This window comes from Dactylosporangium sp. NPDC049742 (assembly GCF_040674675.1).
GTDB classification, from domain to species: Bacteria; Actinomycetota; Actinomycetes; order Mycobacteriales; family Micromonosporaceae; genus Dactylosporangium; species Dactylosporangium maewongense.
Genome location: NZ_JBFANF010000002.1, coordinates 304,154 through 317,591, shown reverse-complemented (window position 1 = coordinate 317,591; position 13,438 = coordinate 304,154). Strand labels below are relative to the sequence as shown.

Sequence of the window (13,438 nt, the reverse complement as noted above, 5' to 3'; positions counted from 1 at the left end):
GCGGTCACGCTAGTCGGAGTTGCGGTCAGGACCGGTCCTGAATCTGGTGATCTTGTCGAAGGCGATCGTGCCGTCGGCGTGCTCGCCCGCCGGGGCGTAGCCGGCCGCCCGCAGCGCCGCCAGGGTCTCCGCCACCGGCAGCGCGCTGGCGTAGACGGTCGGCGCGAGCTCGGTCAGGCCCAGCCTGGCGAGGCTCTTCACCCGCGGCAGCTCCGCGAGCAGCGTCGGGTCGTCGCTGCGCAGCACGCACGCGACCGGGCGGACCCGCACCGACCCGTGCCGGCGGGCGAGGTCGGTGACCAGGTACTGCAGCGGCTGCGGGACCCGCCCGCCGGCCGCCGCCTCGCGCAGCGACGCGAGGAGCTCGTCGGCCGTCGCGCCGGTGTCGAACGCGCGGCGCACCGACGCCTCCGAGAAGCGCCACGTGTGCCCGCCGCCGCGGGACTCCCGGTCGGCGGCGAGATCGAGGAACGCGGCGAGCTGCGGCGCCGGCGCCCCGGTCACGACGGCGGTCAGGTCGCTCTGCAGCAGCATCGTGCGCTGCGCGGCCGGGATCAGCCGCTCCAGCTCGGCCCGCAGCGCGGACCGCTGTGGCATGCCGTCCAGGCCGGCCTCGGCGGCGAGGGCCCGGCACAGGGCGGTCGGCGCGTGCAGGGCGCCCAGCCCCATCAGCTCCAGCTCCCGCCACAGCATGGCCGTCGTCGGGTACGCCTCCTCGGCGTCCGCTCCGGTCAGCAGCGGCCGCATGTACATCTGCAGCGCGTTGACCCCGTCCAGCGACGGCAGCGCGTAGCCGCCCGGCAGGCCGTTGAGCAGCGAGACGAGGCTGCGCCGCAGGACGCTCACGGCCTCGTCGCGATCGGTCCGCAGCAGCACCGGCACCTGCGGGTCCAGCGGGATCGCGTGCATGACCAGCCAGGCGGTGAGCAGCTCGCCGTACTGCGCGGGCGGGTCGAGCTTCAACCAGTCGTCGTAGTAGGCCGACGGCGCGATCCGGTTGTCCGTCACGCCGATCAGCCCGGTGACGGCGGCGAGCGTGAGCCACAGCCGCATGCCGGTCTCGTCGCCGCCGAGCGCCTTGCCGAGCCGGCGCAGCTCCCGCAGGCCGATCCCGCCGTCCTTCAGCATCGGCACCGGCGCCCGGCCGCACGCCTCCAGCAGGGCGGTGACGTGCGCGAGCGCGCCCCGGACCGCAGCGGCGCCGTCGCGCTCGACCATCTCGGCGCTGACCTCGACCGGCACCTGCAGCGGCGGCGCCGGGTCGAAGTCGGCGCGGAAGCCCTCCCGCAGCACGACGCCGACCTCGCTCGGCAGCACCGCGGCCATGCCGACGGGGTTCCACATCAGCAGCCCGTGGTCGACGGCCCACCGCAGCGGCGTGGACCGGTTGGTGCGCAGCGCGCCCATCTGCCGCGGGTCGAAGAAGTACGGGTCGTCCTCGGCCAGCGACAGCAGCAGGTCCTTGGTGGCCTCCGGCGCCTGGGCGAACTTCGCCCGGACGGTCGACGCGTCGGCGAGGGCGGCGCAGACCGCGCCGAGCAGCGACGTGCGGTCCCGGCCGACGGGCGCGTCGAGGTTGTACGCCATGCGCTGCAGCCGGTCCAGCGGCAGCTGCACGAGCTCCAGGCGGGCCGACGGGCCGAACCCGTAGCCGCCGACGATCACCTCGTGGATCGGCGCGGTGCGGATCCAGTCGCCGTCGGGCCAGGCGAGCGCGTGCCACTCCAGCCGCCCCAGCACCATGCCGAGGTCGGCGTCGTGCCCGGCCACGCCCAGCAGCCCGGCGAGGTCGGCGCGGCGGGTCCCGGCGGCGCGCAGCGACAGCGCCTCGGCGACCTGCAGCTCCGGCAGGCTGAGCGCGGCGACCGTCGCCGTCACCGTGGCGGGCTCCAGCAGCAGCGCCGCGAGCTCCTTGAGGGCCTTCGTGCCGCGCGGCGCCGGCCCGGCGGACAGGTGGCCGGCGGCGAGCTCGGCCAGCCGCGGCTCGGGCAGGCCGGACAGGAAGTCGAGCATCGTCCTCATGGCGACCATCATCAGCGTCGCGGGTGCGCCACGAAAAACTTCCACAGCGTGTCGGTCGCCCCGATCTGCCCCGGCGCCTTGAGCTCACCGACCGTCGCGCCGAACCACGCGTGTGCACCGCCGTCGATGACGTAGGCCTGCACGTCGCTGCCGTCCCCGCAGCGCGTCGTCGTCTCGTGTACGCCCGGTGCGGGGCTCGTCTCCTTGGGTGCTTCGCAGCCGAGGCGCTTGCGCCAGGTGCCGACGCCGGTCGTGAAGGTGGCGGCCTGCGGGTCGGCGGCGCCGATGAGGGTCACCACCGACACCGGGGCCGCCGGCCGGTAGTCCGCCGCCTCGGTCCGCCCGCCGGCGAAGCCGCCGCTGACCGCGCCGATCGCGGCGAACACGCCCGGCGCCTCGACCGCGGCGCGGTAGCTCAGGTCGGCGCCGTTGGAGACGCCGGCGAGGAACACCCGGCCGGGGTCGGCGTGCCACCGCTCGACGAGCAGCGCGGCGACGGCCTTGACGAAGCCGACGTCGTCCTGCACCCCGCAGCAGCCGAACGCGTTGAACTGCCCGCCGGCGCCCTCCGGGTACGCGACGAGGAAGCCCTCCGCGTCGGCCTTCGCGTCGAACCCGGTCAGCTCCCGCATCGTGGCGCCGCTGCCGGGCTTGTGGTGCAGCGCGACGACCGCGGGCATGGTGCGCGCCGGGTCGTACTGCGGCGGCACGTGGAGCTGGAACGTGCGCTCCTTGTCACCGACGGTGACGGTCAGGGCGTGGTCACCCTTGCCTTGGGCCGCCGTCGCGGCCGGCGCCGCCGGCGGTGCGTCCTTTGTGGAGCAGGCGGTGAGCATGATCAGCGCGAGCAGTGCGTAACCCCGTCTCATGCCTCGTCAGCGTAAGGGTGGTAGCGCATCTCCACCTGCCCGATCGCCCTCTGTCACGGCGAATTTCATCGATCAACAGTATTTTCCCGGATGAATCACCCAAACCCGGACCAGTTCCAAATTTCCTGCCCCACAACGGCTGTCGCTCGCGCCCGCCTCGGTCTTATGTTGTCGGACGTCAAGTTTCGTATGGTTGGAGTCGTCGTGGAAAACACGCTGTTCAGGAGGGTCGCGATCGGCACCGCCGCCGCGACCGCGGCCGTTGGGCTATCGACCATGTTCGCTTCGCCCGCCAGTGCGCACGCATCGGGGGCGTCCGGCTCCGCCGAGTGCGTCTCCGTCGACGGCAAGTACGAGGTCACCTGGAAGCTGACCAACGACTACAACAAGATCGTCACGCTCAGTGATCTCACGTTGGTGCTCGACCAGAAGGCCACGACGGTCCTGTCGACCACCCAGGTCCCCACGACGATCGCCGCCCGCACCGGCAACCCGCTCACCCAGGTCTCGTTCACCTCGGTCGTCGAGCGCCCCGCCACCAAGGTCAAGATCACGTACAAGGCCAAGTGGGCCGACGGCTTCGGCGCCGACGTCGCGAGCGGCTGGGTGGCGCTGACCGGCCCGTGCCCGTCGCCCTCCCCGTCGCCGTCGAAGTCCGCCTCCCCGTCGCCGACCCCGTCCGCCTCGAAGCCGGCGACGCCGTCCGCGTCCCCCAGCCCGAGCCTGCCGGTGACCGGCTCCAGCAGCACGCTGCCCCTGGTCGGCACGGGCGCCGCCCTCGTGGTGGGTGGCGCCGCCCTGGTCGCCACCCTGCGCCGCCGCCAGCGGGTCACCTTCAGCGCCGAGTAGCCCATGACGTGGAAGGGGGAGCCTCCGTGCTCCCCCTTCCCGTTCGCCGCGGCGTTTCAGAGCGTGAAGTAGTCGCGCAGGTGGGCGATCTGGCCGTCGCGGACGCGGAAGATCTGAACCAGCGACATGCCGCCCGCGCCGGTGAACGCGGTGTCGATCTCGGCGATGAAGACGCCCGGGTCGGCGGTGGCGTGCAGGACGTAGCGCGAGCGCGCGACGTCGACGGCGGGGGTGGGGGCGGCCGGTCGCGCGTACCAGGCGGCCATGCCGGCGCGGATCGCGTCGCGGCCCTCGAGACGGTGTGGGTACGGGCCGGCGGGCGGGACGAGCGGCGCTTCGAGGATGCCGTCGGGGGTGAAGAGGGCGGCCAGGGCGTCCGGGTCGCGGGAGAGAGCACCGGCGTGGATGTAGCGCTGAAAAAGTTGCTCCATCCTCAATCGTAACCGGGCACCCGGGGCGGGTGCCCGGTCAGCCCGCCGGGGAGGGTGTCCCGGCGAGCCGGGTCGGGGTGAAGCGGCGCAGGCGCAGGCTGTTCGCGACGACGAAGGCCGAGCTCAGCGCCATGGCACCGCCGGCGATCATCGGGTTGAGCAGGCCCGCGGCGGCGAGGGGGACCGCGGCGAGGTTGTAGGCGAACGCCCAGAACAGGTTGCCCTTGATCGTGGCCAGGGTGCGCCGGGCCAGGCGGATCGCGTCGGGCACGGCGGTCAGGTCGCCGCGGACCAGGGTGAGGTCGCCGGCCTCGATCGCGGCGTCGGTGCCGGTGCCCATCGCCAGGCCCAGGTCGGCCTGGGCGAGGGCGGCCGCGTCGTTGACCCCGTCGCCGACCATCGCCACGACGCGGCCCTCGGCCTGGAGGCGGCGGACGACGTCGAGCTTGCCGGCGGGCAGGACCTCCGCGATGACCTCGTCGATGCCGACCTCCGCGGCCACCGCGTGCGCCACCGGGGCGGCGTCGCCGGTGAGGAGGACGGGGCGGAGCCCGAGGTCGCGGATCCGGCGTACGGCGGCGGCCGACGACGGCTTGACGGTGTCACCGACCTCGATCAACCCCCGCACCGCCCCGTCCCAGCCGACGCCGACGACCGTCTCCGCCCCGCTGGAGGGCGCGACGTCCGTCGCAGCGGAAGGCGCGACGTCCGTCGCGGGGGAGGCCATGACGGCCGTCGCGGTGGCGGGCACGGCGGCTGTCGCGGTGGGAGGCGTGGCGGCTGTCGCGGTGGGAGGCGTGGCGGCTGTCGCGGTGGGAGGCGTGGCATCGGAGAACGGCGTCAGGCCTTGTGCGGCCAGGAACGACGGGCGGCCGACCCAGACGGTCCGGTCCTCGACGATGCCGCTGACCCCGTGGCCGGCGTGGCTGGAGAACGACGCGACGGCCGGCCGGGCCGAGGACGGCACCGCGGCCGCGACGGCGCGCGCGATCGGGTGCTCGGAGGCGTGCTCGACCGCGGCGGCGAGCCGCAGCGAGGACGGGTCGCCGTGGACCGACAGGACGGACATGCGGCCGGTGGTGACGGTGCCGGTCTTGTCGAGCAGGACGGTGTCGACGCGACGGGTCGACTCGAGGACCTCCGGCCCGCGGATCAGGATGCCCAGCTGGGCGCCGCGCCCGGTGCCGACGAGCAGCGCCGTCGGCGTCGCCAGGCCGAGCGCGCACGGGCAGGCGATGATCAGCACCGCGACCGCTGCGGTGAACGCCGAGGCCGCCGAGCCGCCGGTGCCGAGCCAGAAGCCGAGCGTGCCCACGGCGAGGGCGATCACGATCGGCACGAACACGCCGGCGACCCGGTCGGCGAGGCGCTGCACGTCGGCCTTGCCGCTCTGCGCCTCCTCGACGAGCCGCGCCATCTGCGCCAGCTGTGTGTCGGCGCCGGTCCGGCTGACCCGCACGACCAGACGCCCGGACGTGTTGACGCAGCCGCCGACGACCGGGTCACCCGGGCCGAGGTCGACGGGCAGCGGCTCGCCGGTGAGCATGCTGACGTCGACCGCGGACGTGCCGTCGAGCACGACCCCGTCGGCGGCGACCTTCTCGCCGGGCCGGACGAGGATCGTGTCGCCGACGGCCAGCCGGTCGACGGGCGTGCGGTGCTCGGTGCCGTCGGCCGCCAGTACCGCGGCATCCTTGGCGCCGAGGGAGAGCAGCGCGCGCAGTGCGGCCCCGGCCCGGCGCTTGGCGCGCGCCTCGAAGTAGCGGCCGGCCAGGATGAACACCGTCACCCCGGCGGCGACCTCCAGGTAGATCGCGTCGGCACCGGCCGAGCGGGAGACCGTGAGCTCGAACGGGTGCCGCATGCCGGGCCGGCCCGCGTCGCCGAGGAACAGCGCGTAGAGCGACCAGAGGAACGCCGCCGCGGTGCCGACCGACACGAGCGTGTCCATGGTCGCCGCGCCGTGCCGCAGGTTGCGCAGCGCCGCCCGGTGAAACGGCCAGGCGCCCCACACGACGACCGGCGCCGCGAGCGTCAGCGACGCCCACTGCCACGACTCGAACTGCCACGCCGGCACCATCGCCAGCAGCACCACCGGCGCCGCGAGCGCCGCGCTGACCAGCAGCCGCTGCCGCGCCTCGGCGAGCGGGTCGGTTTCCTGTGCGGGTGCCGGCGCCGCAGGAACGGCGGCGGTGTAGCCGGTCTGCTCGACCGTGGCGATCAGGTCCGCCACCACCAGCGTCGGCGGGAAGACGACCCGCGCCTTCTCGGTGGCGTAGTTGACGGTCGCCGACACGCCGTCGAGCCGGTTCAGCTTCTTCTCGATCCGCGCCGCGCACGCCGCGCACGTCATGCCGCCGATGGTGAGCTCAGTTGTGGGCATGCCCGCCCCCGATCGCGGTCACGGTGAACTCCGCGGTGTGCACCGCGCCGCCGTGCTGGAACTGGAAGTACAGCCGGTGGGTCCCCGAAGCGGCGCCCTCGACCGCGAACCTGACCTCCGGTCCGCCGCCCGCGGGGCCGGAAGGGTGGACGTGCAGGTAGGCGAGGTCCCGCTCGGCGATCGCCACGAGGTGCCCGGCCGCCCCGAGATACGGCTGCAGGTCGGTGACCGGCCGCCCGTCCCGCTCGACCCGCAGGGTGACGCCGTCGTGGGTGTCGATGCGGACCGTGTACCCGTCGACGACCGTGCTCGCGGAAGGCGGCGGCAGGGGCTCCGAGTGCGGCGCCCCGGGCCCGTCGAGATCCGCCGTCAGGACGGTCGCCGCCGCGCCGGTCTCGGTGAAGTCGAAGTACGCCCGCCACGGCCCGCCGTCAGGCAGCGCCAGCGCCGTCCGCCAGGTCCCGTCCGCGTCCATGACCGGGTGCACGTGCTGGAACCCGGAGAGGTCCCGTCGCACCACGATCAGGTGCAGCGGCTTCTCGTGCACCGTCTCGAACCCGGTGACCGTCCGACCGCCGGCTCCAGCGATCTTGAAGCCGATGCCGCCGCTGTACGGGTCGACCGCCACCGAATAGCCATGAGCGGCGGGGCCGGACTGGCCGGTGGCGGCCGGCGTCGCGGCCGGTCCGCCATGGCCACCGTGCCCGGCGCCCGGATCGCCGCCGGCCTCCGGATGCGCCATGTCACCGGCCGGCTCGGCGACGGCGACGGGCCCGGCCAGCCGGCCGACCCCGAACGCCGCCCCGAACACCACCGCCAGGACCGCGCCGAACGTGGCGAGCCGGGCCGGCGTGTTCATGCTCGGAGCCCGACCACTTCGTAGCCGGCCTCGTCGACGGCGGCGCGGACGGCCTGCTCGTCGGCGGGTCCGTCGCTGGTCACCGTCACGGCACCGGCCTCCAGGTCGACCCGGACGTCCGTGACCCCGGGCACCTTCCCGACCTCGGTGCTGACCGCCTGCACGCAGTGCCCGCAGGTCATCCCCTTGACGGCGTAGGTCGTGGTGCTCATGTCGGCTCCTCCTGATACGGATGTGGATACCCCCCACGGGTACCTGGCAAACGTAGCATACCCCCAGGGGGTGTGCGCTAGGATGGGTGACATGACCACCGCCACGCCTCGCGGGTACACCGCCACGAAGGACCAGCTCCAGGGCCGGCTGCGCCGCATCGAGGGCCAGGTCCGCGGCGTGGGGAAGATGGTCGACGAGGACCGCTACTGCATCGACGTGCTGACGCAGATCAGCGCCATCCAGGCGGCCCTCGACAAGGTCGCCCTCGGCCTGCTCGACGACCACGCCCGGCACTGCATGCAGCACGGCGCCGAGGAGGGCAAGGGCGAGGAGATGGCCACCGAGATGATGGCCGCCGTCGGCCGCCTTCTCCGCCGCGGCTGAGCTCTCGCCACCCGACTGCGTGGAACGGCCGGCTCATGCCGGCCGTTTCTGTTTCATCCCGGCGTTTCATCCGGTAGTCGATCTGCCAATACCGCGGCCCGTGCCGAACACGTCAAGCGCTTGAACTGCTCTTGACAATCGGTGCGGGCCGATGCTGTGCTGTCCTCCGCTTAGTTACATTGATGTTTCATTTGTTACATCGGTAGCTCCGGGAGAGACGCTATGCCACGACAGGTGTTACGGCTGGTGGCGGCCGGTGCCGCCGTCGCCGTCGGACTGACAGGATTCACGCAGGCGCAGGCCGGTGAGGCCGCTCCGTCGGCGCGGGTGTGGGTGACGACCGTCGACCAGACGGAGCTCATGCACGAGCGAGCCCCGATCGCCTTCACGAAGGCGGCGGCCGGCAACCCGAACGTCACGATCACCGTGGACCCCAGCCGCGAGTACCAGAGCATGGACGGCTTCGGGGCGTCGATCACCGACTCGTCGGCCGCCGTGCTGTACCGGCTGAGCGCCACCGAACGCGACAAGGCCATGCGCGCCCTGTTCGACCCGGCCAAGGGCGACGGCGTGAGCTTCCTGCGCCAGCCGATCGGCTCGTCGGACTTCACCGCCGCGAGCAGCCACTACTCGCTCGACGACGTGCCGGCCGGGCAGAAGGACTGGACGCTGTCGAAGTTCAGCATCGCCCGCGACCAGGCGCAGATCCTGCCGCTGCTGCGCCGGGCGAAGCAGCTCAACCCCCAGCTGAAGATCATGGCGACGCCGTGGAGCCCGCCGGCCTGGATGAAGGCCAACGACTCGCTCGTCGGCGGTTCGCTCATCGACGACCCGAAGATCTACGCCGTGTACGCCGCGTACCTGACCCGCTTCGTCCTCGCGTACACCGCCGCCGGGGTGCCGATCGACTACATCACGGTGCAGAACGAGCCGCAGAACGGCGGCGTCAACGGCTACCCGACGACCGCCATGCGGGTCGCCCAGGAGGCCAAGGTCATCGAGATCCTCGGCCCGCTGCTGCGGCTCTTCAGCCCGCGGACGAAGATCATCGGGTACGACCACAACTGGGCCACCCACCCCAACGACGTCGTCAACGTCCCGCCGGGGCAGGACCCCGAGACGGACTACCCGTACCAGCTGCTGCGCAGCCCCGCCGCGAAGTGGCTCGCCGGCACCGCGTACCACTGCTACTACGGCGAACCGGCCGCGCAGACCGCACTGCACGACGCGTTCCCGACCAAGGGCATCTGGTTCACCGAGTGCTCCGGCTCGCACGGCGCGAACGACACGCCGGCGCAGTTCTTCCGCGACACGCTCAAGTGGCACGCCCGGACGATCGCCATCGGCACCACCCGCAACTGGGCGAAGTCCGCGGTCAACTGGAACATCGCGCTCGACTCGACGAACGGCCCGCACCTCGGCGGCTGCGACACCTGCACCGGCCTGATCACCGTCCAGCCGGACGGCACGTTCACCACCAACGCCGAGTACTACACGATCGGGCACCTGTCCCGCTTCGTGAAGCCCGGCGCCGTGCGGATCGCCAGCACCTCGTTCGGCACCACCGGCTGGAACGGCCAGATCATGGACGTCGCGTTCCGCAACCCCGACGGCTCCACGGCGCTGGTCGTGCACAACGAGAACGACGACCCGCGCACGTTCACCGTCGCGGCGGGCGACCGCACGTTCGACTACACGCTGCCCGGCGGCTCGCTCGCCACGTTCACCTGGCCCCGCAACCGGGTGTTCGACGACGGCCTCAAGCTGCTGTCGCTGAAGGGCGCCACCGCCACGTCGCTGCCGGCCTCGGCCGACGCGAAGCTGGCCGTGGACGAGGACGCCTCGACCCGCTGGTCCGCCGGCCAGGCGCAGGAGCCGGGCCAGTACCTGCAGGTCGACCTCGGCAACCGGACCACCTTCCGCCGGGTCGCGATCGACAGCGGCGGCAGCGTCGGCGACTACGCCCGCTCGTGGGAGCTGGCCGTCAGTGACGACGGCACCTCCTGGCGCGTCGTCGCCTCCGGCACGGGCGCCGGCCAGCTCACCAACGTGGACGTGCAGGCCCGCGCCCGCTACCTGCGGGTGACGAACACGGGCAGCAGCGGCAGCTGGTGGAGCCTCGCCGACATCCGGCTCTACGCATAACCCCGGGGGACAGGCGGGGCCCGCCCGCCCCGCCTGTCCCCTCCAACCCCCAGAAGGGACCCGCCATGTCCTCTCGGAAACGGCTCCTGGCGACGTGCGCCGCCGGCGCGCTGCTCGCCACCGGCGCCGCGCTCGTGGTCACCCAGGCGTCGCCCGCCCTCGCCGCCACCAACGCGAGCGTCTGGCTCACCACGCCGGACCGCGCCAACCAGCTCACGAAGAAGGCCGACGTCGCGTTCGGTACCGCCGGCAGCGGCTCGACGATCACCGTCAACGCCGGCACGACGTACCAGTCGATGGTCGGCTTCGGCGCGTCGTTCACCGACTCGTCCGCCAACCTGATCTACAACTCGTCGGCCCGCAACAGCATCATGAACTCGCTGTTCAACCCGTCGAGCGGGATCGGCCTGAGCTTCCTGCGCCAGCCGCTCGGCGCGTCGGACTTCTCGCTGAACTTCTACACGTACGACGACGGCAGCGCCGACCCGAGCCTGTCGCGGTTCTCGGTCGCGCACGACCAGGCGTACATCCTCCCGCTGCTCACCCAGGCCCGGTCGCTGAACCCGCAGCTGTCCACGATGGTCGTGCCGTGGAGCGCGCCGGCCTGGATGAAGACCAACAACAACCTGGTCGGCGGGTCGCTGAGCACCAACTACGAGGGCACCTTCGCCGACTACCTGGTGAAGTCCGTCCAGGCGTACCAGGCGGCGGGCGTGCCGGTGCAGTACCTCAGCGTGCAGAACGAGCCGCAGTTCTCCCCGCCCGGCTACCCCGGCATGCTGATGTCGGCGTCGCAGCAGGCCGCGATCATCAACAACCTCGCGCCGAAGCTGTCCTCGGCCGGCCTCGGCACGAAGATCCTCGCCTGGGACCACAACTGGGACAACACGTCGTTCCCGCAGCAGGTCCTCGCCGCGACCGGCAACAACACCGCCGGCACCGCCTGGCACTGCTACGGCGGCAACCCCAGCGGGCAGAGCACCGTGCGCAACGCCTACCCGAACAAGGACATCTTCTTCACCGAGTGCTCCGGCACCGAGTCGGGCAACACGGCCAACACGTTCGCCGACTCGCTGCTGTGGCAGGGGCGCAACCTCGCCATCGGCGCCACCCGCAACTGGGCGAAGACCGTGACCATGTGGAACATGGCGCTCAACCCGTCGCACGGTCCCGTCATCGGCAGCTGCACCAACTGCATGGGCGTCGTCACCGTCAACGGCGGGAGCGTCACGTACAACGCCGAGTACTACGTGCTGGGGCACCTGGCGAAGTTCGTCAAGCCCGGCGCGGTCCGCGTCGACTCGACCAACTACGGCCAGGGCGGCATCGAGAACGTCGCCTTCCGCAACCCCGACGGCTCCATCGTGCTCGTCGCGGTGAACTCCGGCGGCGCCCAGAACTTCCAGGTCTCCTACGGCGGCGCGTCCTTCGGCTACAACCTGCCCGCCGGCTCCATGGCGACGTTCACCTGGCCCGGCGGCCCGGTCACCCCGACGTCGCAGCCGCCGGCCACCTCGATCGACCCCACCAAGTGGTACCAGGTGATCAACACCAACAGCGGCAAGTGCCTCGACGACGCCGGCTGGGGCACCGCCAACGGCACCGCCCTGCAGCAGTGGGCGTGCGGCGCGGCCGGCGCGACCAACCAGCAGTGGCAGTTCCGGCCCACCAGCAACGGCTACTACCAGGTCGTCAACCGTTACGCGCCGGGCCTGGTCTGGGACGTCAGCGGCGGCACCGGCTCCACGGGCGACGGCACGCAGGTGCACCTGTGGTCCTACGGCGGCGCCACCAACCAGCAGTGGCTGCCGGCGTCGCTCGGCGGCGGGAACTTCCGCTTCACCGCCCGCAACAGCGGCAAGTGCCTCGACGTCCGTGACGTCTCCACCGCCGACGGCGCGCTGCTGCAGCAGTGGTCGTGCACCGGCGGCGCGGCACAGTCGTTCCGCCTGGTCGCCCAGGCCTGACCCCGTCCGCTCCGGGTGGTCGTCGCCGCTTCTCCGGGCGGCGACCACCCCGGCTAGGTGTCCGGGTCGCCGGGTGTGATCAGGCCGCTCTCGTACGCCACGACCACCGCCTGCGCCCGGTCGCGCAGCGCCAGCTTGGTGAAGATCCTCGCCACGTGGGTCTTGACGGTCGCCTCGGCGAGGAACAGGGCCGCGGCCAGCTCGGCGTTGGACATGCCGCGCCCGATCAGCGTGAGGACCTCGCGCTCGCGCGGCGTCAGCCCGGTGATCGTGGCGTCGGTCCTCGGCGCGACGTCTTCCTGGTTGGCGAAGCGCTCCACCAGCCGCCGCGTGATGGACGGGGCGAGCAGCGCGTCGCCGGTGCCGACGAGCCGGACCGCGTTGGCGAGATGGTCGGCGGTCACGTCCTTCAGCAGGAACCCGCTGGCACCGATCCGCAGGGCGGCGTACACGTACCGGTCGAGGTCGAACGTCGTCAGCATCAGCACGCGGCACTCCGGCCGGCGCTCCAGGATCCGCCGGGTCGCCTCCAGCCCGTCCATGCCGGGCATGCGGATGTCCATCAGTACGACATCCGGCTCCAGCGCCGCGGCGACCTGCACCGCCTCCGCCCCGTCGGCGGCCTCCCCGACGACGTCGATGCCCCGGGCGGTCAGGATGAGGCGGAACCCGGTGCGGATCAGCTCCTGGTCGTCCACCACGAGCACCCGTGGGTTTCCGGCGTTCACGGAGTGTCCTGTGCTCATGGAAGGCCCTGTGTTCGCGGCGGGCCCTGTGTTCGCGGCGGGCCCTGCGCTCACGGCGGGCCCTGCGCTCGCAGGGGGTTCTGCGCTCACGGGGGGTCCAACGGGATGCGGGCCCGGACGCGGAAACCGCCGCCGAGCCGCCTGCGGGCGTCGAGGTCGCCGCCGTACACCGCCACCCTGGCCCGCAGCCCGGTCAGGCCACGCCCGGTGGTCTTGGCGGGCTTCCCGGCGGGACCCGCCTTCAGCACGCTCGGGCCGGTGTTGAGGACCTCCACCCGCAGCGAGCGGTCCGCATACCGCACCGTCACCTCCGCCTTGCCGCCGTCGCCGTACTTCAGCGCGTTCGTCAGGCCCTCCTGCACGATCCGGTACGCGGTCAGGTCCACGCCCGCCGGCAGCGGCCGCGGCTCGCCCGAGATGCGGACGTCGACCGGCAGCCCGGCGAACGCGACCCGGTCCACCAGCGCCGACAGCCGGCTCAGGCTCGGCTGCGGCTCCAGGTCATTGCCTCTGGCGCCGTAGTGGCCCATGTCGCCGTGCTGACTCATGGCGCCGTTCTGGTTCGCGGCG

Annotated in this window: 12 protein-coding genes; 4 read left to right on the top strand and 8 right to left on the bottom strand. The window is 72.7% G+C overall.

Translation table 11 applies throughout. The features are described from left to right. Positions 1–9: 9 nt before the first annotated feature. Together AB0J72_RS04920 and AB0J72_RS04915 are read right to left on the bottom strand one after the other, a co-directional pair. Positions 10–2,022: a helicase-associated domain-containing protein gene (locus AB0J72_RS04920; protein ID WP_363394482.1), complete on the bottom strand. Its 2,013-nt coding sequence runs from the start codon at positions 2,020–2,022 to the stop codon at positions 10–12. Positions 2,023–2,033: 11 nt separating this feature from the next. Continuing rightward, positions 2,034–2,891, bottom strand: coding sequence for a PHB depolymerase family esterase (locus tag AB0J72_RS04915; protein ID WP_363394480.1), 858 nt, complete (start codon positions 2,889–2,891; stop codon positions 2,034–2,036). Between the two features lie 204 nt (positions 2,892–3,095). On the opposite strand from AB0J72_RS04915, the gene AB0J72_RS04910 reads away from it, so the two are divergent. After that, a complete protein-coding gene (locus AB0J72_RS04910) occupies positions 3,096–3,740 on the top strand; it encodes an LPXTG cell wall anchor domain-containing protein (protein WP_363394478.1) in 645 nt (214 codons plus the stop codon). A gap of 56 nt (positions 3,741–3,796) precedes the next feature. On the opposite strand, the gene AB0J72_RS04905 is transcribed toward AB0J72_RS04910, so the two are convergent. Genes AB0J72_RS04905 through AB0J72_RS04890 form a run of 4 tightly spaced genes read right to left on the bottom strand, consistent with a single transcriptional unit; the run spans position 3,797 to position 7,625 of the window. Continuing rightward, positions 3,797–4,171, bottom strand: a complete 375-nt coding sequence (locus tag AB0J72_RS04905) for a nuclear transport factor 2 family protein (RefSeq protein WP_363394476.1) — start codon at positions 4,169–4,171, stop codon at positions 3,797–3,799. Between the two features lie 37 nt (positions 4,172–4,208). Further along, positions 4,209–6,554, bottom strand: a complete 2,346-nt coding sequence (locus AB0J72_RS04900) for a heavy metal translocating P-type ATPase (protein WP_363394474.1) — start codon at positions 6,552–6,554, stop codon at positions 4,209–4,211. After that, on the bottom strand, positions 6,541–7,413 hold the full coding sequence (locus AB0J72_RS04895; protein WP_363394472.1) for a hypothetical protein: 873 nt from the start codon (positions 7,411–7,413) through the stop codon (positions 6,541–6,543). Before AB0J72_RS04895 ends, AB0J72_RS04900 begins: the two co-directional genes overlap by 14 nt. Then, positions 7,410–7,625, bottom strand: coding sequence for a heavy-metal-associated domain-containing protein (locus AB0J72_RS04890; RefSeq protein ID WP_354900198.1), 216 nt, complete (start codon positions 7,623–7,625; stop codon positions 7,410–7,412). Before AB0J72_RS04890 ends, AB0J72_RS04895 begins: the two co-directional genes overlap by 4 nt. Positions 7,626–7,716: 91 nt before the next feature. On the opposite strand from AB0J72_RS04890, the gene AB0J72_RS04885 reads away from it, so the two are divergent. The 3 genes from AB0J72_RS04885 to AB0J72_RS04875 all read left to right on the top strand — a co-directional run bounded on the left by AB0J72_RS04885 (position 7,717) and on the right by AB0J72_RS04875 (position 12,122). Then, positions 7,717–8,010 carry a metal-sensitive transcriptional regulator gene (locus AB0J72_RS04885; RefSeq protein WP_344510398.1) on the top strand — a complete coding sequence of 98 codons (294 nt, stop codon included), beginning with the start codon at positions 7,717–7,719 and terminating at the stop codon, positions 8,008–8,010. 234 nt (positions 8,011–8,244) lie between these two features. Continuing rightward, positions 8,245–10,155, top strand: coding sequence for a discoidin domain-containing protein (locus AB0J72_RS04880; protein WP_363394470.1), 1,911 nt, complete (start codon positions 8,245–8,247; stop codon positions 10,153–10,155). A gap of 65 nt (positions 10,156–10,220) precedes the next feature. Next, complete coding sequence (locus tag AB0J72_RS04875) at positions 10,221–12,122, top strand: RICIN domain-containing protein (protein ID WP_363394468.1); 1,902 nt, start codon at positions 10,221–10,223, stop codon at positions 12,120–12,122. A 53-nt stretch (positions 12,123–12,175) separates the two neighbouring features. On the opposite strand, the gene AB0J72_RS04870 is transcribed toward AB0J72_RS04875, so the two are convergent. Together AB0J72_RS04870 and AB0J72_RS04865 are read right to left on the bottom strand one after the other, a co-directional pair. Continuing rightward, positions 12,176–12,850, bottom strand: coding sequence for a response regulator transcription factor (locus tag AB0J72_RS04870; RefSeq protein WP_363394466.1), 675 nt, complete (start codon positions 12,848–12,850; stop codon positions 12,176–12,178). Positions 12,851–12,954: 104 nt separating this feature from the next. Next, on the bottom strand, positions 12,955–13,438 hold a 484-nt coding region (locus AB0J72_RS04865), incomplete at its 5' end, for an ATP-binding protein (protein ID WP_363394464.1).

Excerpts from the sequence above, each read along its gene's own strand:
- AB0J72_RS04915 (WP_363394480.1), bottom strand. The coding sequence starts at position 2,891 with ATGAGACGGGGTTACGCACTGCTCGCGCTGATCATGCTCACCGCCTGC.
- AB0J72_RS04875 (WP_363394468.1), top strand. The coding sequence starts at position 10,221 with ATGTCCTCTCGGAAACGGCTCCTGGCGACGTGCGCCGCCGGCGCGCTG.
- AB0J72_RS04890 (WP_354900198.1), bottom strand. The coding sequence starts at position 7,625 with ATGAGCACCACGACCTACGCCGTCAAGGGGATGACCTGCGGGCACTGC.
- AB0J72_RS04895 (WP_363394472.1), bottom strand. The coding sequence starts at position 7,413 with ATGAACACGCCGGCCCGGCTCGCCACGTTCGGCGCGGTCCTGGCGGTG.
- AB0J72_RS04920 (WP_363394482.1), bottom strand. The coding sequence starts at position 2,022 with ATGAGGACGATGCTCGACTTCCTGTCCGGCCTGCCCGAGCCGCGGCTG.
- AB0J72_RS04885 (WP_344510398.1), top strand. The coding sequence starts at position 7,717 with ATGACCACCGCCACGCCTCGCGGGTACACCGCCACGAAGGACCAGCTC.
- AB0J72_RS04905 (WP_363394476.1), bottom strand. The coding sequence starts at position 4,171 with ATGGAGCAACTTTTTCAGCGCTACATCCACGCCGGTGCTCTCTCCCGC.
- AB0J72_RS04900 (WP_363394474.1), bottom strand. The coding sequence starts at position 6,554 with ATGCCCACAACTGAGCTCACCATCGGCGGCATGACGTGCGCGGCGTGC.